This window comes from Agathobaculum sp. (genome assembly GCF_034098985.1).
GTDB lineage: Bacteria > Bacillota > Clostridia > Oscillospirales > Butyricicoccaceae > Agathobaculum.
Genome location: NZ_JAXEOA010000012.1, coordinates 22,756 through 41,275 on the forward strand (window position 1 = coordinate 22,756; position 18,520 = coordinate 41,275).

The following is an 18,520-nucleotide window of genomic DNA, read 5'->3' on the forward strand; positions in this document are numbered from 1 at the left end:
GAAAGGGAGCGACGAAATGGACAAGCCGATGTCTGTCTATGCGGCAGACGCGCCGAGACTGCTACGTGATTTTCTAACTTATATTTCAACAATCCGCGGCAAATCGGCAAAAACCGCACATGAATACTATCTAGATTTACGCTTGTTTTTTCGCGTACTAAAACATAATAAAGGAATGGTTCCTGCAGAGCTGCCGATTGAGCAAATCCCAATTGATGATATCGATTTGCCGTTTATCAGGGAGATTACGCTGTCCGATGCCTATGACTATCTGGAATATATGTCCGGAGAACGGCCGACACAGCAAAACAGCTTAACAACAGGCCATGGGCTGAGCAGCAACTCCCGTGCGCGCAAGGTATCGTCAATCCGAGCTTTCTTTCGCTATTTGACGGATAAGCAGCATTTGCTGGAGGTTAATCCAGTCAGTAATTTGGAGTCTCCAAAAGTAAGGCACGGCCTGCCGACTTATCTGACGACAGACGACAGCATCAGACTGCTCGAGGCCGTAGAAGGGGAAAATGCCGAGCGCGATTACTGCATCCTGACTTTCTTTCTTAACTGTGGTATGCGCGTTTCTGAATTGGTCGGCCTCAACTTGCCGGATTTTCAGGGAGATACTGTGCGCGTACTGGGAAAGGGCGGAAAGGAACGCACGATTTACTTAAACCAAGCTTGTATGGCAGCGCTAGAGGCATATCTTCCCAAGCGCATCATGCCCCATGAAAAGGATAAGCATGCGTTGTTTATCAGCCGTAATCGCAACCGAATCAATGTGCAGACAGTTAAGTGGTTGGTCAAAAAATATTTGGGACAGGCCGGATTGGACACGCAAAAGTATTCTGCGCATAAATTGCGTCATACAGCGGCGACGCTGATGTATCAAAACGGCGTCGATATCCGTACGCTGCAGAGCATCCTCGGGCATACCAGTGTGGATACGACGATGATCTACACGCATATCGAGGATCGAAGCATTCGCGAGGCCGCGGCAAAAAACCCACTAGCTATGGTGAAGCCGCACAAAAGCGGGGAAGAACAATAAAAAGGCCCTGTGCGTGATGTGCACAGGGCCTTTCCTATGTGAAATAGGCTTATTTACGCTTGAGGATATCCTTGGCAGCAGCCACAATGTGATCAACGTTCATGCCGAATGTATCCTTGAGGTAGTCGATGGAACCGACTTCACCGAAGACATCCGGTACGCCGATACGCTTAACCGGAACCGGGCAAGTCTCGCCGATAACTTCAGAGACAGCGGAACCCAAGCCATTGATGATATTGTGATTTTCAACGGTAACGATTGCGCCGGTCTGCTGTGCAGCCTTGGTAATGGCATCCGCGTCGATCGGTTTCCAAGTAAACATATTGAGTACCTTAGCTGAAATACCTTCCTTGGCAAGAATGTCGGCGGCTTTCAGCGTATCAGAGGTAGAGAAGCCGGAGGTGATCAAGGTCAGATCGCTGCCGTCGCGCAGCTCAACGGCCTTGCCGATTTCAAAGGTGGAGCCCTCTTCAAAGATCTGGTCGGTCACCTTACGGGTAATGCGGATATAGAAAACACCGTGCATATCCGCGGTCTGCCGCATCAGGTCGGCCAGCATGACAGAATCGGTAGGCTCGAGCAGCGTGACTTCCGGGATCGTGCGCAAAAGGCCCATATCCTCAATCGGCATGTGCGTGCCGCCGTTATAGGAGGCGGTTACGCCAGCGTCTGAACCGACCATGCGGATGTTGAGCTTGGCATAAGCGGCAGAAATGTACACCTGGTCAATGACACGGCGTGCCGCGAACGGACCGAACGTATGTGTGAACGGCTTGAGTCCGAGCGCTGACGCGCCAGAAGCCACGCCGATCATATTAGCTTCCTGAATGCCGCAGTCGATGCAGCGATCCGGATATTTTTTGCCGAAGTCGGTCATTCCAATGGAATTGATGACATCGCAGTCAAAGTATACGACGGCATCATCTTTCGCGGCAAGCTCATCCATAGTATCCGCAAAAGTCTTTCTCATTTCGACCGCTTCGGGACGAATCTCTTTTACAACTTTGTACATGCGATTAACCCTCACTTTCCAGCTTTGCGATCTTGGCATCCAACTCCTTGACAGCGGCGTCGTAATCCTCCTGGCTGAAGCGGATGAAGTGGTTGTAGTACATGTCGGCAAAGCAGCAATCCTTGCCCTTAATCGTGTTTAGCACGATCATCGAGGGCTTATCAGTAACCTTTTTGGCCACTGCCACAGCGTTGACGATAGCTTCGATATCATGGCCGTCGACCTCCTGCGCATGCCAGCCGAAGTCCTCAAACTTCTGGCGCATGTCGCCCAGGTCGCAGATATCCTTGGTGAAGCCGTCGAGCTGCTTCTTATTATAATCGACAAAGCCGATTAGATGTCCGAGTTTTTTGGTCGCGGCAAACAGCGCGGCTTCCCAGACCTGGCCCTCATCGCATTCGCCGTCACCTAGGATGGTGTAAACATAATTGGGCATTTTCTTATACTGCATCGCCCAAGCGGCGCCAACCGCGCACGAAACGCCCTGACCGAGCGAACCGGTCGTCATATCGATGCCGGGTGTGCGGTTGCGGTCACAGTGAGAGGGGAGGCGGGTGCCTTCCTTGTTGAGCGTTTCAAGCTCATCCTCAGGAAAATAGCCCATCAGGGCAAGTGTGCCGTAAACAGCGGGGCCGCAGTGGCCCTTGGATACGACCAGCCAATCGCGCTCCTCCCACTGTGGGTTCTTCGGGTCAATCTTCATGATTTCGCCATACAGCGCAGCCATCAGGTCGGACATCGACATTGAGCCGCCAACATGCCCGCCGTGGAACGAATTCATCGAACGCAGCGCTGCCTTACGGATCTTTGCGGCGAAGAGGTTCAGTTCCTTGACACTTTTATTCATTTTGGTTTCACTTCGCTTTCTTTAACGTAATTAATAAACCGACTTGTAGATTTCAACCATGTCCTCGACGGTAAGCGGCACATAATTGTTGTTCAGCAAACGGGTCTGGCCAGCCATAACACCCTCTGCAAAGCCTTGAAATTCGCTGTCAGAAATGCCAAATTCCTTTAACGGCTTGCGGGGCTGCACCTCGTCAAACAGCTTAAACGCAGCCTCAAGCGCTTGATCGGCCGATACGCCAAGCAGATCGCCCCAAAGCTTTTCCAAATCGTTGATTTTTCCAACCGGCTGTTTCTCCTTATATTTACGGAATGTCGCAGCAAAAACAAGCTGGTTTGCCTCGCCATGCGGGATATGATATCCACCGCCAAGCGGATAACTAAGAGCGTGTACTGCGGCACAGCCGGCAGAGCAGAACGCAAGACCGGCAAAGTTGGAAGCGTTGATAAATTCCTGCGCAAGGTCAGTCCACTTATCCAGACCGTTTTTGACAATGTACTGATACCCCTCCAGAATCAGACGAATTGCTTCTTTGGAAAACAACTCGGAAACTGGGCTGGCCTTGGGGGAGAGATAGGACTCTGTCGCATGGATCAGCGCATCAATCGAAGAAGTAGCAAAGAATTTATAGGGAAGGCCGGAAATGAGCTCGGGAATCAAAACCGACTTCGCGGGAAACATCAGCGGGCTATTCAGGCCGCGTTTGGTATGTAGGCTGGATAATTCAACCGCACAAGCGTTGGTAACTTCAGAGCCGGTACCGCAAGTAGTTGGCACAGCGTAGACATCATAAATGCGCGTGGGCTTTTCCGCCTCGGGGCTTAGGTCGAACAGATCCTCGGTTTTGTTCGAGGAAACGTGCAACGAGCACATTTTTGCAATATCGATGACCGAACCACCGCCAATAGCGATTAAGCGCTTCACGCCGGTAGGAATTTGAGCCTTGATTTCGTCAACCATCTCGGTAGTCGGCTCACCTTTGCCGTAAGCTTCGATGAAAAGCGAGCCGCAGGTCGGGTTCAATAGCTTAACATATTGGTTGTAGAGAAATTCATTGGTTAAAATGAAATCACTTGCACCAAGGTTTTCGCTTTCCATGAATGCCTTGAAAGAGTCTTCGTAGACAATGTCGGCATACATTTTGAATTCTTTCATGTTTGTGCTTCCCTCCTAAATTAAATTGCGATAACACGCAAAATTACATAAAAACGGTTGCGGGAACGGTACCGCGAGCGGCTAAAATAAAAGCTGCCATTCTGCAGTTGCAGCGACAGTCGCTCGTATTATGTTCCTACACTGAAACTATAACACACTTGTCAAAGTTGTCAATCCCTTGATTGAATCTGAAAATGAAATTTGGAATATTGGACAAGGAAGAGATTCAGAAACTGAGCATCATGCACAAATTAAAGCGTTTTTGATAAAATGAGAAGTATCACTTAGTAGTAAGCGCGGGAACGGTTTTATGCGTATTTCACGAAAGTAAAAATTTAAAATATACAGTTGTTACAAAAAAACTTAAATTCAGGATAATTGTCTTGACAATTGTCCGAAGAGCGCCTATAGTGTGACACGGAACGACAATTCCAAATGCCTCGGAATTGTAAGTGCTGGACGCGCCTCGTTCCGATTCACGCAACCTACCTCTTAATTCTCTCTCTTAATTAGCAGAAAGGGCCGGATACATGTGTATCCGGCCCTTTCTGCTAATGCATAGAGGCTTATCTCTGCGAATTGTTCCGGTTCGTAGGGTATTTATCATACTGGCGAACCAAGTTGCGAACGTACCCGTTGCGCTCCATGCTGCCTTCGCTCATTTTGCACAGAAGAGACATAAAGCTATTCATGATCATACACTCCTTTTCACGTTTGATTTATGCTCTTATTATACAGTGTGCTGCTAGGAAATGCAAGAAGAAAACTGTATGAATTGCATAATATATAACATTGAAAATTGTGCAATATAACAATGCTAAATGTCAGATTTTGACGCAATGACATCGCTCATATCATACATGCCTGGCTGGTTACAACCAGCCATATAAGCAGCCGCATCGACAGCACCAACAGCAAAAACCTCTCGAGACAGCGCGGTGTGCTTAATTTCAATAATTTCATCCCGCCCGCAGAACAGTACGCTGTGCTCGCCAACAATTGTCCCCCCGCGTACTGTATGGATACCGATTTCGTGAGCCGGCCGTTTTTCACGGCGCTCGTGGCGGTCATAAACGTAGTCTGGCTGGTAGGGAAGCGCCTCTGAAACGGCTTCGGCAAGCATTAGTGCAGTGCCGGAGGGGGCGTCGAGCTTTTGATTATGATGTTGTTCAATAATTTCAATATCAAATTTATCGCCCAAAATAGAAGCGCTTTTCTTCAGCAATTCCACCATAAGATTGATGCCAAGCGACATATTGCCGGATCGAAATACCGCTATATCCTGCGAAGCCGCACGAATATTTTGCAATTGTTCAGACGAATGTCCGGTTGTGCAGATCACGATTGGGATTTTATGCTGGCAGCAGTAGGCGAGCAAGTGCTCGGTTGAAGTCGCATTGGAAAAATCAATGATGACGTCACATGCGCCGATAAACTCAAAAGGATCGGAAAAGACCGGGAAATCGCTGTTTTTAGCAGTATTTACGTCGAATCCAGCTACGATCTGCATATTTTTATGCTTCGATACAATATCGGTGATAACATGACCCATGCGGCCGTTGCAACCAGAAAGCGCAATTTTCAACATCTTTTCAAAACTCCTTTAATAATTCGGAGGGTTAAATTTTGCAGCCTGATGCAACCAACTCCTGCTGAATGTAGGCAACATGCTCTGCGCTCGGCTGTACGAGCGGCATGCGCAGGTCGCCTACTGACCAACCCAAAAGCTCCATGGCCTTTTTGACGGGGATGGGGTTGACTTCGCAGAAAAGAGCATCGATCAGCTTGTGCAGGCCAAGCTGCATTTTAGCAGCCTCCGGATAGCGGCTTTCCAAACAAAGCGCTGTAAGGGCATGTGTTTCTCGCGGTGCGACGTTGGACAGCACCGAAATTACGCCCTTACCGCCCATAGCCATCAGCGGAACAATCTGGTCGTCATTGCCGGACCAGACATTCAACTCCTCGCCGCAGCGGCTCATGGTTTCAGCAATCAAGGAAAAGTTTCCGCTTGCTTCTTTCACGCCGTTAATATTCGGGTGCTTAGAAAGCTGCTCGTATGTGTCCGCCGTAAAGCAGACGCCTGTCCGGCTGGGTACATTGTACAGAATGATCGGCAGGTCAGAGCATTCGGCAATATCAGTAAAATGCTTGATAAGACCGCGCTGGGAGGTCTTGTTATAGTATGGCGTAACAGACAACCCGCCATCCGCGCCGCATTCGGCAGCAAATTTTGTCAGTTCGATGGCATAGTCAGTGTGGTTGGAGCCTACGCCTGCGACAACCGGAACACGGTGGTTTACGTATTCGCAGCACCAGGAAACGACCTCGCGGTGTTCCTTGTCGCGAAGCGCAGAGGCTTCACCAGTTGTACCGCAGACAATGATGGCATCTGTGCCGTTTTCAATTTGATGGTCAATGATCTTGCCAAACTCCTCATAGTTAACTTTGTCGTCCGAGGTGAATGGCGTAATGATGGCCACACCGGCACCTGTAAAAATAGGCTTTTTCATCAGTGTAATGACCTCCTTAACGGTCCATATAGCCCTCGGCGCACAGTAGCTCCGCCATCAGGACAGCGCCGCCGGCTGCGCCGCGCAGGGTATTGTGAGAAAGGCTTACAAATTTGTAATCATAAATACTATCTTCGCGCAGACGACCGATCGATACGCCCATGCCGCCTTCTAAATCGCGGTCCAGACGAGTCTGCGGACGGTTATCATCTTCAAAATAGGTCAGAAAATGCTTTGGTGCGGACGGAAGATCGAGTTCCTGCGCACGACCGGAAAACTTCGTCCAGCGATCAATCATGGTTTCTTTAGTTGGCTTCTTTTTAAACTTGACGAACGCGGCAGCCATATGTCCGTCTGACGCGGCAACGCGCAGGCACTGGGCTGTTATAACGGGGGAGGAGGCATGCTCAATATGGTCGCCCTCGACATGGCCCCAGACTTTCATTGGCTCCTGCTCGCTCTTCTCTTCCTCACCGCCGATAAAGGGGATGACGTTGTCAACCATTTCGGGCCAAGTGTCAAAGGTCTTGCCTGCGCCGGAAATTGCCTGATAAGTACAAACCGCGACTTCGGTCGGCTCAAAATCCATCAAAGCGGAAAGCGCGGGGACATAGCTTTGGATCGAACAATTGGACTTAACCGCGATAAAACCGCGTTTCGTGCCGAGGCGCTTGCGCTGCGCCGGAATGATCTTTGCATGCTCAGCATTGATTTCAGGAATGATCATGGGTACGTCGGGCGTCATTCTGTGTGCCGAATTGTTCGAGCATACCGGGCATTCGAGCTTGGCATAACGCTCCTCGAGCGCACGGATCTCGTCTTTCTTCATATCGACTGCGCAGAAGATGAAATCGACCCTGAAGGCGATTTCCTCCGCATCGGCCGTCGCGTCGTACATGACCATATCTTTATATTTTCCGGGGAGCGGCGTTTTCATTTTCCAGCGCCCCTCACAAGCCTCGGCGTAGGTTTTGCCACGGTTGCGGCCGGAGGCAGCGAGTGCGACGACCTCAAACCAAGGGTGGTTTTCCAGCAGCAGCGCAAAACGCTGTCCCACCATGCCGGTTGCACCGACGATACCGACTTTGTAGTGCTTCATTTGTTTCTATTCCTCCCAAAAGATTTGTTGACCGTAAAAATAAGAACAATTTGACGGCAAAGAAAAATACCGGTTGAAAAACCGGTATGATCTATACTATAATAGAAGAGGCGGACAAACCGAAATCTTCTAAAAAAGGATAGCTCTCCACCGGCAATGCTGCTGATGACAGACACGGAGATATTTTCCCGGGTGTCCAGCACAGGCCTGCCGTAACGAGACTGCACTTCGGCGGAAGTCCCTTTTTCGGCCTTTCACAGGGGTTTACGGACCCTCCCGGCCGATACTAATGAAAACCGCGCCTCTATCTTTGCAATTCACTTGTTTTTATATTGTAAAATAATGCTGGATATTTGTCAATAGAGCGCATGAAAAATCAACGGAGGAACAAAACATGAAACGCTTTTTCTCTCTGCTGCTGACAGCCGCGATGCTGGTCGGCGGCCTGAGTATCGTTCCCGCGTCGGCGGTGGATGTGAACAAGACGCTGCGTGTGCGGCTGACGATCGATTCGGCAAGTACATTTGCTGACCCGAAACTGGAAAACGTTAGCGGATATGATGGCGGCTATACATTTGGTGCGATGGACGGCACAACGTTCCAGGCCGACAAATCGGTATCAAACACTCAGCTTACTATTAAACTTGTTGGGAATGCGTTTCAGGTGAGTGATACCAGCTCTGGCTCGGTCTTATATACGACCAAAGCCGGTGCAGATCATTTGGCGATCCGTCCGAACAGCAAACTGACTTGGTTCAAAGGTTATAAATGGTATGGCGATTTTGTGTACAAGGCGTCCGGCAGCAATCTGACAGTTACAAATTATGTTGGACTGGAGGACTATGTGAAAGGCGTGCTGCCGTATGAGGTCAACGCAAGCTGGCCGATCGAGGCACTTAAGGCGCAGGCGGTTTGCGCGCGGTCGTTCGCGCTTGGCACAAACAAGCATGCAAACGAGGGATACGACCTTTGCAACACGACGAACTGCCAGGTCTATAAAGGTGCGAATAATGCTACAGATAACTCGGACAAGGCAGTGGACGAGACCAAGGGCGAATACTTAATGTATGACGGAAAACTCGCGATCGGATATTTCTTCTCTTCGGATGGCGGCGCGACGGAGGACGCTGCCAATGTCTGGGGCGGTGACTACGGATATCTCAAGGGAAAAGAAGACCCCTATGAGGATGTGGAGAACGCCTATAACGGGGTATGGTCGGTAACGTTGACGGCGGCTGAGGTTCGAAATAAATTGACGGCGGCAGGGTATTCCATCGGTGAGGTCGCAAGTGTTGAAGTGACCAAGCGTACGAAAACAGACAATGTCAATGAAGTGACGGTCACCGATACCGCAGGCAAAAAGGTCGCGATAACAAAAGATGCAGTGCGCACAGTGTTTGGGCTGAACAGTATCCGCTATAAAATTACGCCCAGCACCACCGGTAAGGCAGCTGATGAGAAAGCCGTCGTACCCAAGGCGGGCGGCGAAGCCAAGAAAATCAGCGTGTCTCCTCATAAAGTGACCGTGGACGGCAAGGCGGTCGCACCGCAGGGCTATAATATCAATGACAATAACTATTTTAAGCTCCGCGATATCGCGTACATATTGAATGGAACGGACGCACAGTTTAATGTCGCGTGGGATGGGAAAAACAATCAGATCCGGTTGACAGGCAGCACGGCTTATGAAGAAGTCGGCGGTGAAATGACTGCTGCTGCGTCCGCCAAGATTGAAAACTGTACGCCATCCGATTCGGAGATCCTGCTGGACGGCAAAAAGATTTCGCTGGTCGGCTATCGCGTAAATGGCAATAACTATTATATGGTGCGCGATGTTGGCACGGCGTTGGGCTTTGGCGTCGACTGGGAATCCGCCAGCCAAACGGTCAAAATCAGTAGCAAGGCGGAGACAACGCCGCCGGTGTCCAATGCCGCCAGCTATACCTTCAGCGGGACGGGCTGGGGTCACAGCGTCGGTATGAGTCAATACGGCGCGCTCGGCATGGCAAAAAAAGGCTTTGGGTATGATGAGATTTTAAAATTCTATTATACCGGTATCCAGATTCAAAAGTAAAGAGGGAGGAATAGCATGGGCGCTCCGCGCGGGCGCCCATGCGTTTTTATGAAGAAAAGTGATTTTTATTTCGACTTGCCCGAACGCCTGATCGCACAGCATCCTTTAGAGCAGCGCGACGCTTCGCGCTTGCTGGTGCTTGACCGAAAAGACGGCTCAGTCACACACCGCCATTTCCATGACGTGCTGGAATATGTCCAACCGGGGGACTGCATGGTGTTCAACAACTCGCGCGTAATCCCGGCTCGACTGATGGGTCATGCGGTTGGACGGACTACGCCCATTGAAGTCCTGCTGCTGCACGATCGGGGGAACGGCCTGTGGGAGTGTCTGACCCGTCCGGGAAAAAAAACGCGGGAAGGTGTTGAACTTACATTTGGAGACGGCCTGCTTACCGCAACGGTCGAGTCTGTTGACCCGGCTGATGGGAACCGGCTGATTCGGTTTCATTATGATGGGATTTTTCTGGAGATCCTCGATAACTTGGGTACAATGCCGCTGCCGCCCTATATTAAAGAGAAGCTAGAGGATCCAGAACGCTATCAGACAGTGTATTCCAAAACGCCCGGCTCGGCGGCCGCGCCGACGGCAGGTCTGCATTTTACGCAGGAACTCTTGGATAAAATTCGGCAGAAAGGCGTGCAGTTGGCGTTTGTCACGCTGCATGTGGGATTGGGGACGTTTCGCCCGGTCAAAGAGGACGAAATAACCGACCATATCATGCATTCCGAGTTTTATGTGATGGATGCGGAAACCGCACAGACAATCAACCAAGTCCGTGATGGCGGAGGCAAGATATGGGCGGTCGGTACGACGGCTTGCCGTACTATGGAAACAATTGCTGACGAAGCTGGACACGTCAGGGAACAATCTGGCTGGACGGATATTTTCATTTATCCGGGCTACCATTTCAAATCGATTGACCATTTAATTACAAATTTTCATTTACCAGAAAGCACACTCATGATGCTAATTTCTGCGTTTTCCGATCGTGAAACCATTTTGCATGCGTATCAACAGGCTGTCAATGAGGAATATCGTTTTTTCTCATTTGGGGATGCAATGCTCTTGATATGAGTGAAATTTAATGCTGAAGAGGATCCGCAAAGCTGTAATAGCAAACAAAATACGACAAATTGTTTCTTTAGGAGTCGTTTCATGAAATTCGCATTTTATACGCTCGGCTGTAAGGTCAACCTGTTTGAAACTCAGGCGCTGACGCAGCTAGCCGCCGAACGGGGGCATGAGATAGTGGAGCAGGGGGCCGATGCCGTTATCGTTAATACCTGCACGGTCACTTCGGCGTCCGACCATAAAAATATCCGCGCGTTCCACAAGCTTCGGCGCGATCATCCGGACGCCGTTATCGCCGCATGCGGATGCTTCGCGCAGACTGAACCAGAAAAGGTGCGTGCGACGGGCGAAATCGATCTGGTTTGCGGTACGCAAAACAGGGGGCAGGTTCTGAATCTATGCGAACAGGCTGTGGAAGGTAAAACCGCATCCGTTTCAAAGTGTCAGAATGGATTTGAATACCTGCCGGCCGGAGTGCCGCGCGGCCGGACGAGAGCTTTGCTGAAGATCGAAGACGGCTGTGACAACTATTGTGCGTACTGCATTATTCCATATGCGCGCGGACATGTGCGCTCAATGCCTGCCGCTGTGGTAAATAGGGAAGTGGCACGTTTGACAGAAAGCGGCGTGCGGGAGATCGTGCTGACCGGCATTGAGCTTTCATCTTATGGGAGAGATCTGATGTCTAACGTGACGCTCTCTACTCTGATGCAGGACTTACTCAGACGGTATCCTGATGTGCGGTTCCGCCTCGGATCACTGGACCCGCGTACAGCGGATGAAACCTTCTGTGAAATGCTGGAGCCCTATGGAAATCTGGCAAAGCACTTTCATCTTTCACTACAGAGTGGCTGCGACAGCGTTCTTGAGAGGATGGGACGGCGCTATTCCACAGAGGAGTTTTTTAATAATGTAAGCCGTCTGCGAAAAGCGTTTCCAGAATGCTCAATAACAACCGATTTGATTGTAGGTTTCCCGCAGGAGAGCGAGCAGGAGTTTCAGGAGACGCTGACTTTTTTGAAGCGTTGTTTCTTTGCTTCCGTGCATGTATTTCCTTATTCTAAGCGGGAGGGAACGCGGGCTGCTTCTATGGACGGGCAGATTGCACATACATTAAAGGCAGAACGTGCGGCGCAAGCAAAAGAAATAGCGAATAAGCTTAGCGTCTCCTACCGGCAATCATTTGTCGGCCGTACGCTCAACGCACTTCCTGAACACCGTACTGCAGGGGGCCTCTGGGCGGCGCATGGAGATTATGGATTTCCCATTTATGTGAAAGGGCAGGCGATCCAAAAGAACCACCCGGTCGTGATCCGCGTAGCTGGCCTACATCGGGACGGACTCCTTGCAGAAAAAATATAGCGCCCGTTGTAACCAATACCGTGCAGCCTCCATAGTATGAAGTGAAATCACTCATAGGAGGAAATGACTTATGTGTTCTAACAATGTATGGGGCGAAAACAGCTGGTGGTGGATCATTATCGTAATTATCCTGATTTGGGTCTGCTGCGGTAATAATGGTGTCGGCGGCGCAAATAATGGCTGTGGCTGCGATAACAACGGTTGCGGCTGTGGCTGCGGCTGCTGCTGATTTACCCCACATAGCGGACGGTTTTCCGTCCTAAAATGCGGCGCGGCGTTTGCCGCGCCGCCATGTTTTTACCGCCAAAAACTTTTTTCAAAGAAATTCAATTTTCCTCTTGCAAAAAAGAAAGATATGGAGTATTATAAATAAGCGCTGTTCGCTCGAACAGCTGAATGAGGCTTTTTCTTTGGAGGAATTTTGATATGATTTCCGCAGGTGAGTTTCGCAACGGCGTAACCTTTGAGATGGACGGTCAGGTGCAGCAGGTCGTTGAGTTCCAGCACGTCAAGCCAGGCAAGGGTGCAGCTTTTGTTCGCGTTAAGATGAAGAATGTCATCACCGGGGCAGTCACGGAACGTTCTTTCAACCCAACTGATAAATATGAGCCTGCTTATGTTGAGCGTCGCGATATGCAGTATCTCTACAATGAAGGAGATCTGTATTATTTCATGGACAACGAAAGCTATGAGCAGATTCCGATTAGCAAGGATACTCTTGGCAATGATTTTCGTTTTGTTAAGGAAAACGAAAATGTCAAGGTATGCTCTTACAAGGGTAGTGTTTTTGCCGTAGAAGCTCCGCTTTTTGTTGAACTGGAGATCACTGAGACCGATCCTGGCTTCAAGGGTAATACCGCCACCAACACGCTGAAACCCGCTGTTGTCGAGACAGGTGCTACTGTTCAGGTCCCGCTATTCATCGAGCAGGGCGAGCGTATCAAGATTGATACCCGCACAGGTGAGTATTTAGAGCGCTGCAAGGGTTAATCAAGTGAATACGGACGGCAATTTGCCGTCCCTCATATGGACATTTAGCTCAGCTGGAAGAGCATCCGCTTGACGTGCGGAAGGTCGGCGGTTCGAACCCGTCAATGTCCACCAAATAAAACCGCCTTTTGCAAGGCGGTTTTTCTTTTTGAAAACCATCCAGTACTGATCACTTCAAAATCTGTCAAATTCAGACGCTTCTTTTTGTGGATATTTTTTTGTCTCGGCTCCCTTTTCACACAACATATAGTGTGCTATAATAAAAGCCTACCACAAAATGAAAGAATTGAGGATGCTGTTATGGTTCGCGTGATTAAGAAAGATCATACAAAAGAAGCCTTTAACATTCAAAAGGTGATCGTTGCGGTGAACAAATCGGCAAATCGTGTGCTGTATACGTTCACGCAGGATGAATTACAGTCTATCTGCGAACATGTGGAAGGCTACATCGCCGAACATCAGATGCAGGAAGTGCAGATTTGGCAGATGCATAATATCGTGGAGTCTGCGCTGGAAACCGTGCGCCCCGAGGTTGCCAAGAGCTATCGGGATTATCGAAATTACAAGCAGGATTTTGTCGGCATGCTGGACAGCGTCTACCAGAAGAGCCAATCCATCATGTATATTGGTGATAAGGAAAACTCGAACACTGATTCGGCGCTGGTATCGACTAAGCGCAGCCTGATCTTCAACCAGCTCAACAAGGAGCTTTACCAAAAGTTTTTTATGAATACTGAAGAGCTTCAGGCCTGCCGGGACGGATATATTTACGTCCACGACATGTCTGCCCGCCGTGACACCATGAATTGCTGCCTGTTCAATGTCGGAAATGTTCTGAAAGACGGCTTTGAGATGGGTAACCTCTGGTATAACGAACCTAAAACGCTGAATGTGGCATTTGATGTGATCGGCGATATTGTGTTGTCGGCGGCCAGCCAGCAGTACGGCGGATTTACTGTGCCGTCTGTCGACACGTTGCTGGAACCGTACGCCGAGCGCAGCTACCGGATGCTGACGGAAAAATATCAGCGTCTTGGCTTGGATGCGGATACGGTCGAAAACGAGGTTATGGCCGACATCCTGAACGACTTTGAGCAGGGCTTCCAGGGCTGGGAATACAAGTTCAACACCGTCGCTTCCAGCCGCGGCGATTATCCATTCATCACCATGACAATGGGTACGGGCACAGGCCGCTTTGCCAAGCTGGCGTCAATCACGATGCTGAACGTGCGGCGTAAAGGGCAGGGGAAGAAGGGGCAGAAAAAGCCGGTACTCTTCCCGAAGATCGTCTTTCTGTATGATGAAAACCTGCATGGACCCGGAAGGCCCCTCGAGGATGTGTTTGAGGCGGGCATCCTGTGTTCCTCCAAGGCAATGTATCCGGACTGGCTCAGCCTGACAGGGGAGGGCTATGTGCCGTCCATGTACAAAAAATATAAGGAGATCATTAGCCCTATGGGATGTCGCGCCTTCCTGTCACCGTGGTATGAGCGCGGCGGCATGGCACCGGCCGATGACGCGGACAAGCCTGTCTTTGTTGGCCGCTGGAACATTGGCGCGGTGTCGCTTCATCTGCCGATGATCTATGCTAAAGCCCAGCAGGAAAGCTGCCCGTTTTACGAGGTACTTGATTATTATTTGGAATTGATCCGCAAGCTGCATATCCGTACCTATGCTTATCTTGGCGAGATGCGCGCCTCGACCAACCCGCTGGCCTATTGCGAAGGCGGCTTCTATGGCGGTCATTTGAAGCCGACGGATAAGATTAAGCCGATCCTCAAAACCGCGACCGCTTCTTTCGGTATCACGGCGCTCAACGAGTTGCAGGAGCTGTATAACGGCAAGTCGATTGCGGAGGACGGTGCATTCGCTCTAGAAACACTCGAATATATCAATCAAAAGGTGCATCAGTTCAAGCAGGAGGATGGCAACTTATATGCGATCTACGGAACGCCTGCCGAGAGTTTGTGCGGTTTACAAGTCGAGCAGTTCCGCAAGAAATACGGGATTATCGAGGGCGTTTCCGATCGCCCATATGTATCGAACAGCTTCCACTGCCACGTGACCGAGGACATCTCTCCAATTGAAAAACAGGATTTGGAGGGGCGGTTCTGGGATCTTTGCAACGGCGGTAAGATCCAATATGTCAAATACCCGATTGACTATAATCTGGATGCGATCCGCGTGTTGGTGCGCCGCGCGATGGCGAAGGGCTTCTATGAGGGCGTCAACCTGTCGCTCGCGTATTGCGACGACTGTGGGCACGAGGAGCTTTCCATGGAGGTCTGCCCCAAGTGTGGCAGCCACAACCTGACAAAAATCGAACGGATGAACGGCTACCTGTCGTATTCCCGGGTCAAGGGCGACACGCGCCTCAACGACGCAAAAATGGCTGAAATTGCAGAAAGAAAGAGTATGTGACATGCGGTACCATAACATAACCAAAAACGATATGCTCAATGGCGAGGGGCTACGCGCCGTGCTTTGGGTGTCGGGCTGCAGTCACGCCTGCCCGGGATGCCATAATCCGATCACTTGGGACGAGCAGGGCGGTATCCCATTTGATCAAGCCGCAAAGGACGAGTTGTTTGCCGAACTGAACAAGGATTATTTATCCGGTGTGACCTTTTCGGGCGGTGACCCGCTTTATCCAGCCAACCGGGACGAAATCACCGCACTATGCCGGGAAATAAAAAACAGCTATCCCGATAAAACAATTTGGCTGTATACCGGCTACACATGGAACGAGGTGTGCGGTCTGCCTGTTGTCGAGTGGCTTGACGTACTGGTGGATGGGCGCTTCGTCCAGGCGATCGCCGACCCACAGCTCCATTGGCGCGGCAGCGAAAACCAGCGCGTGATTGATGTGCGACGGACCAGAGAGTTAGGGCAAATCGTGCTGCTTGATGGCGTACAATAAAAAGGAGAAAGAAAATCCATGCAGAAGATCGCTAAATTTGATAAGATCAGCGAACATCAGTTTATTGCAGACTGGTGTGGCGCAACAGGGCGCGAAACCAGTGAAGCGCAAATGGTTTATGAGTCCATCCGATTACCGCGCCGCGCAACGATCGGCTCAGCCGGATACGATTTTTATGCTCCCGAAGCTTTTTCATTAAAGCCCAACGAGACGATCCGTATCCCGACCGGCATCCGCGCTGAAATTGCGGAGGGCTGGGTATTGCAGCTTTATCCGCGTTCGGGGCTCGGATTTAAATACCGCTTACAGATGAACAACACGGTTGGCATTATTGACAGCGATTATTTCCATGCGGATAACGAAGGGCATATCTTTATCAAGCTGACTAACGCGAGCAACGAAAACAAAACCGTGCATGTGGAAGCGGGCGAAGGGTTTGCGCAAGGCATCTTCCTGCCGTTCGGCATCACCGAGGACGACGACGCGGACGGACAGCGGCACGGCGGCTTTGGCAGCACGACTAACAAGTAAACAAAAAGCGGAGCTTTGAAAAGAAGCTCCGCTTTTTTATCACCAAAAGCTGTGACGCTGTCTATACTGTGATAGGAGCGTGATGCGCAATGTTTTGCCGGGGTCAGGCGTTCGGCCTAGCACTTATCTGCCTGGGCGTCGGCGTACTGGTCGGCAGTATCCTGCCGTCCATATGGTTTAAATGGCTGCTCTCGTTCGCGCTGATCGCAGCCGGCGTGTTTTTAGCAAGCGTACGTTGGTAGGGAGGTGGCAGAATGAAAGTTGTCATTTGGAAAAGCCCAAAGTATCTGCGCGGCATCCTGTGCAGGCTGTTCCATATTACCTAAGAAAAAAGCAGAGGCAAGTTTGCCTCTGCTTTTTTCATATTCTGCAAAAGGTGGACATATCGTGTAACAGGAGCAGCAGTGAAAAGGAGGAGCAGCACAATGGAACTGAATCAAACAAGCATCGGCTATTACGACAGGCGCCTGCAGCGCACCGCGACCTGCACCGAATCGACCGACGCAATCGTCCCCGACACCTTCCCCGACATTGGGCGCATCGCCTGCGCATACGGTACGGCGGCCATCAAGGACCAGACGCCGCAAAACGACCGTTTACTGGTATCGGGCATGGTGCGCACAACAGTCGTTTACCAGCCTGAAAACGGCGATGGGTTACGTCAGTTGTCCATTCCGATCAGTTTTGCCCATATCGAGGAGTGCGAGGGGCTGGATAATGAAGCGGCATGTTTGGTAGCCTGCCATGTCGCGAGTGTGGAGGCCGTACCGGTCAATTCCCGCAAGCTGACAGTCAGCGCGCAGCTTTGCTTTGAGGCAGAGGGTTTTCAAAAAACAGAATGCGCGGTTACGGAAAGTGTGGAATTAGAAAGCGTGGAGCTGCTGCGCACGCCGCGGACAGTCACTCTGGTTGAACAGGCGCAGGTCTGTCCGATCACTATTTTGGAGGACGCGACACTGCCGGACGCGGCTGATTTAACGCTGCTGCACGCCGCCTGCACGCTGCGCGTCACCGAATGCCGAGCAATGCACGGCAAAGTCGTGCTCAAAGGCGAAGCAGCGGTAAATTGTCTGGCTATGCAGCCGGACGACAGCGTTCGGACGCTGTCGAACAGCACGCCGTTTACACAGATTCTGGAAATGCCGGAAGTCGGCGAGGGTGACCCGGTCAGCGCGCGGCTTGCCGCACGTGAAGTGGATTGCCGCCTGGAACCAGATGGTCTGCTGTCCTATACCGTGAATGCCTCAGCGCTGATTACCATGCGGCAGGTACAGACATTAAGCGAGATCAATGATCTGTATTTGCCCGGCAAAGAGCTGCATTTGCAGCAGGAAAAGGTCATGCTGCATAATATGCCGCCTGCGTCTCCATTTGTCGGGGAAGCGTCTGAAACATTGCAGACCGCACATCGCGTTTCGCATATCATATCGGCAAACGCCCGATGCTGCGGCGCCAAAAGGATAGACGGTGATACGCTACAGTTGACAGCCGCAGCACAGGTACTGTATTTGGATGAGGACCAACGGCTTTGCTCGCTGCAGCGCACGCTGCCGCTCAGCGTTCCCTGCGCCATGCAGGGCGAGTTGTCACAAATTGAGTTGACTGCCCGCGGCACCTCAACTGGGGAACAGGGTATTTTACTCGCAGTCGGCGTATCCGGTATGCTGGCGGCGGAAGAACACTGCGCGTTCCGCAGCATCACCGACATCGAAGTGGGTGAGGCGCAGCAGGACTTGGGCGGAGTGACGCTTGTTATGCGCTACATCGACAGCGAGCAGCCGTTGTGGGACATTGCGAAATCGTGCGGCACGACTATGGATGCGATCCGCAGTGCAAATGATTTGCCGGCAGATGCGGCGGCAGTGGCCGAAACCATGCTGCTTATTCCGATTCAGGGCTGA

General features: G+C 50.9%; 17 protein-coding genes, 1 tRNA gene and 1 riboswitch. Of the genes, 12 read left to right on the plus strand and 6 right to left on the minus strand.

Annotated elements, in window-relative coordinates:
* The first annotated feature begins 16 nt into the window (after window positions 1–16).
* On the plus strand, window positions 17–1,045 hold the full coding sequence (locus SO058_RS02985; protein WP_320841513.1) for a tyrosine recombinase XerC: 1,029 nt from the start codon (window positions 17–19) through the stop codon (window positions 1,043–1,045).
* Between the two features lie 49 nt (window positions 1,046–1,094).
* On the opposite strand, the gene SO058_RS02990 is transcribed toward SO058_RS02985, so the two are convergent.
* The 6 genes from SO058_RS02990 to asd all read right to left on the minus strand — a co-directional run bounded on the left by SO058_RS02990 (window position 1,095) and on the right by asd (window position 7,668).
* Entirely contained in the window at window positions 1,095–2,057 is a 963-nt protein-coding gene (locus tag SO058_RS02990; RefSeq protein WP_320841514.1) for a transketolase family protein, read from the minus strand.
* Window positions 2,058–2,061: 4 nt separating this feature from the next.
* Entirely contained in the window at window positions 2,062–2,904 is an 843-nt protein-coding gene (locus tag SO058_RS02995; protein ID WP_320841515.1) for a transketolase, read from the minus strand.
* A 30-nt stretch (window positions 2,905–2,934) separates the two neighbouring features.
* Window positions 2,935–4,059 (minus strand): iron-containing alcohol dehydrogenase, encoded by a 1,125-nt coding sequence (locus SO058_RS03000; protein WP_320841516.1) that lies wholly within the window; start codon window positions 4,057–4,059, stop codon window positions 2,935–2,937.
* A gap of 817 nt (window positions 4,060–4,876) precedes the next feature.
* Window positions 4,877–5,647 (minus strand): 4-hydroxy-tetrahydrodipicolinate reductase, encoded by a 771-nt coding sequence (gene dapB / locus SO058_RS03005; protein WP_320841517.1) that lies wholly within the window; start codon window positions 5,645–5,647, stop codon window positions 4,877–4,879.
* Between the two features lie 31 nt (window positions 5,648–5,678).
* Complete coding sequence (dapA, locus tag SO058_RS03010; RefSeq protein ID WP_320841518.1) at window positions 5,679–6,569, minus strand: 4-hydroxy-tetrahydrodipicolinate synthase; 891 nt, start codon at window positions 6,567–6,569, stop codon at window positions 5,679–5,681.
* A 16-nt stretch (window positions 6,570–6,585) separates the two neighbouring features.
* Complete coding sequence (gene asd, locus SO058_RS03015; RefSeq protein WP_320841519.1) at window positions 6,586–7,668, minus strand: aspartate-semialdehyde dehydrogenase; 1,083 nt, start codon at window positions 7,666–7,668, stop codon at window positions 6,586–6,588.
* A 132-nt stretch (window positions 7,669–7,800) separates the two neighbouring features.
* A riboswitch (Lysine riboswitch) is annotated at window positions 7,801–7,983 on the minus strand.
* 79 nt (window positions 7,984–8,062) lie between these two features.
* On the opposite strand from asd, the gene SO058_RS03020 reads away from it, so the two are divergent.
* The 11 genes from SO058_RS03020 (at window position 8,063) to SO058_RS03070 (ending at window position 18,520) form a co-directional block, all read left to right on the plus strand.
* Window positions 8,063–9,742 (plus strand): SpoIID/LytB domain-containing protein, encoded by a 1,680-nt coding sequence (locus tag SO058_RS03020; protein WP_320841520.1) that lies wholly within the window; start codon window positions 8,063–8,065, stop codon window positions 9,740–9,742.
* A 48-nt stretch (window positions 9,743–9,790) separates the two neighbouring features.
* Window positions 9,791–10,819, plus strand: a complete 1,029-nt coding sequence (queA, locus tag SO058_RS03025) for a tRNA preQ1(34) S-adenosylmethionine ribosyltransferase-isomerase QueA (RefSeq protein ID WP_320841521.1) — start codon at window positions 9,791–9,793, stop codon at window positions 10,817–10,819.
* A gap of 81 nt (window positions 10,820–10,900) precedes the next feature.
* A complete protein-coding gene (mtaB, locus tag SO058_RS03030) occupies window positions 10,901–12,178 on the plus strand; it encodes a tRNA (N(6)-L-threonylcarbamoyladenosine(37)-C(2))-methylthiotransferase MtaB (protein ID WP_320841522.1) in 1,278 nt (425 codons plus the stop codon).
* A 70-nt stretch (window positions 12,179–12,248) separates the two neighbouring features.
* On the plus strand, window positions 12,249–12,407 hold the full coding sequence (locus SO058_RS03035) for a hypothetical protein (RefSeq protein WP_320841523.1): 159 nt from the start codon (window positions 12,249–12,251) through the stop codon (window positions 12,405–12,407).
* Between the two features lie 197 nt (window positions 12,408–12,604).
* Complete coding sequence (efp, locus tag SO058_RS03040) at window positions 12,605–13,168, plus strand: elongation factor P (protein ID WP_320841524.1); 564 nt, start codon at window positions 12,605–12,607, stop codon at window positions 13,166–13,168.
* Between the two features lie 38 nt (window positions 13,169–13,206).
* Window positions 13,207–13,282, plus strand: a tRNA-Val gene (locus SO058_RS03045).
* 186 nt (window positions 13,283–13,468) lie between these two features.
* Entirely contained in the window at window positions 13,469–15,589 is a 2,121-nt protein-coding gene (gene nrdD, locus SO058_RS03050; RefSeq protein ID WP_320841525.1) for an anaerobic ribonucleoside-triphosphate reductase, read from the plus strand.
* 1 nt (window position 15,590) lies between these two features.
* Complete coding sequence (gene nrdG, locus SO058_RS03055) at window positions 15,591–16,088, plus strand: anaerobic ribonucleoside-triphosphate reductase activating protein (protein WP_320841526.1); 498 nt, start codon at window positions 15,591–15,593, stop codon at window positions 16,086–16,088.
* An 18-nt stretch (window positions 16,089–16,106) separates the two neighbouring features.
* Window positions 16,107–16,619, plus strand: coding sequence for a deoxyuridine 5'-triphosphate nucleotidohydrolase (locus tag SO058_RS03060; protein ID WP_320841527.1), 513 nt, complete (start codon window positions 16,107–16,109; stop codon window positions 16,617–16,619).
* A gap of 89 nt (window positions 16,620–16,708) precedes the next feature.
* Window positions 16,709–16,861 carry a hypothetical protein gene (locus SO058_RS03065; RefSeq protein ID WP_320841528.1) on the plus strand — a complete coding sequence of 51 codons (153 nt, stop codon included), beginning with the start codon at window positions 16,709–16,711 and terminating at the stop codon, window positions 16,859–16,861.
* Window positions 16,862–17,044: 183 nt separating this feature from the next.
* Window positions 17,045–18,520: a DUF3794 and LysM peptidoglycan-binding domain-containing protein gene (locus SO058_RS03070; RefSeq protein ID WP_320841529.1), complete on the plus strand. Its 1,476-nt coding sequence runs from the start codon at window positions 17,045–17,047 to the stop codon at window positions 18,518–18,520.

What these genes read in the sequence shown, in the direction of transcription:
- SO058_RS02985 (WP_320841513.1), top strand. Translation starts at nt 17, where the DNA reads ATGGACAAGCCGATGTCTGTCTATGCGGCAGACGCGCCGAGACTGCTA.
- SO058_RS02990 (WP_320841514.1), bottom strand. Translation starts at nt 2,057, where the DNA reads ATGTACAAAGTTGTAAAAGAGATTCGTCCCGAAGCGGTCGAAATGAGA.
- SO058_RS02995 (WP_320841515.1), bottom strand. Translation starts at nt 2,904, where the DNA reads ATGAATAAAAGTGTCAAGGAACTGAACCTCTTCGCCGCAAAGATCCGT.
- SO058_RS03000 (WP_320841516.1), bottom strand. Translation starts at nt 4,059, where the DNA reads ATGAAAGAATTCAAAATGTATGCCGACATTGTCTACGAAGACTCTTTC.
- dapB (WP_320841517.1), bottom strand. Translation starts at nt 5,647, where the DNA reads ATGTTGAAAATTGCGCTTTCTGGTTGCAACGGCCGCATGGGTCATGTT.
- dapA (WP_320841518.1), bottom strand. Translation starts at nt 6,569, where the DNA reads ATGAAAAAGCCTATTTTTACAGGTGCCGGTGTGGCCATCATTACGCCA.
- asd (WP_320841519.1), bottom strand. Translation starts at nt 7,668, where the DNA reads ATGAAGCACTACAAAGTCGGTATCGTCGGTGCAACCGGCATGGTGGGA.
- SO058_RS03020 (WP_320841520.1), top strand. Translation starts at nt 8,063, where the DNA reads ATGAAACGCTTTTTCTCTCTGCTGCTGACAGCCGCGATGCTGGTCGGC.
- queA (WP_320841521.1), top strand. Translation starts at nt 9,791, where the DNA reads ATGAAGAAAAGTGATTTTTATTTCGACTTGCCCGAACGCCTGATCGCA.
- mtaB (WP_320841522.1), top strand. Translation starts at nt 10,901, where the DNA reads ATGAAATTCGCATTTTATACGCTCGGCTGTAAGGTCAACCTGTTTGAA.
- SO058_RS03035 (WP_320841523.1), top strand. Translation starts at nt 12,249, where the DNA reads ATGTGTTCTAACAATGTATGGGGCGAAAACAGCTGGTGGTGGATCATT.
- efp (WP_320841524.1), top strand. Translation starts at nt 12,605, where the DNA reads ATGATTTCCGCAGGTGAGTTTCGCAACGGCGTAACCTTTGAGATGGAC.
- nrdD (WP_320841525.1), top strand. Translation starts at nt 13,469, where the DNA reads ATGGTTCGCGTGATTAAGAAAGATCATACAAAAGAAGCCTTTAACATT.
- nrdG (WP_320841526.1), top strand. Translation starts at nt 15,591, where the DNA reads ATGCGGTACCATAACATAACCAAAAACGATATGCTCAATGGCGAGGGG.
- SO058_RS03060 (WP_320841527.1), top strand. Translation starts at nt 16,107, where the DNA reads ATGCAGAAGATCGCTAAATTTGATAAGATCAGCGAACATCAGTTTATT.
- SO058_RS03065 (WP_320841528.1), top strand. Translation starts at nt 16,709, where the DNA reads ATGTTTTGCCGGGGTCAGGCGTTCGGCCTAGCACTTATCTGCCTGGGC.
- SO058_RS03070 (WP_320841529.1), top strand. Translation starts at nt 17,045, where the DNA reads ATGGAACTGAATCAAACAAGCATCGGCTATTACGACAGGCGCCTGCAG.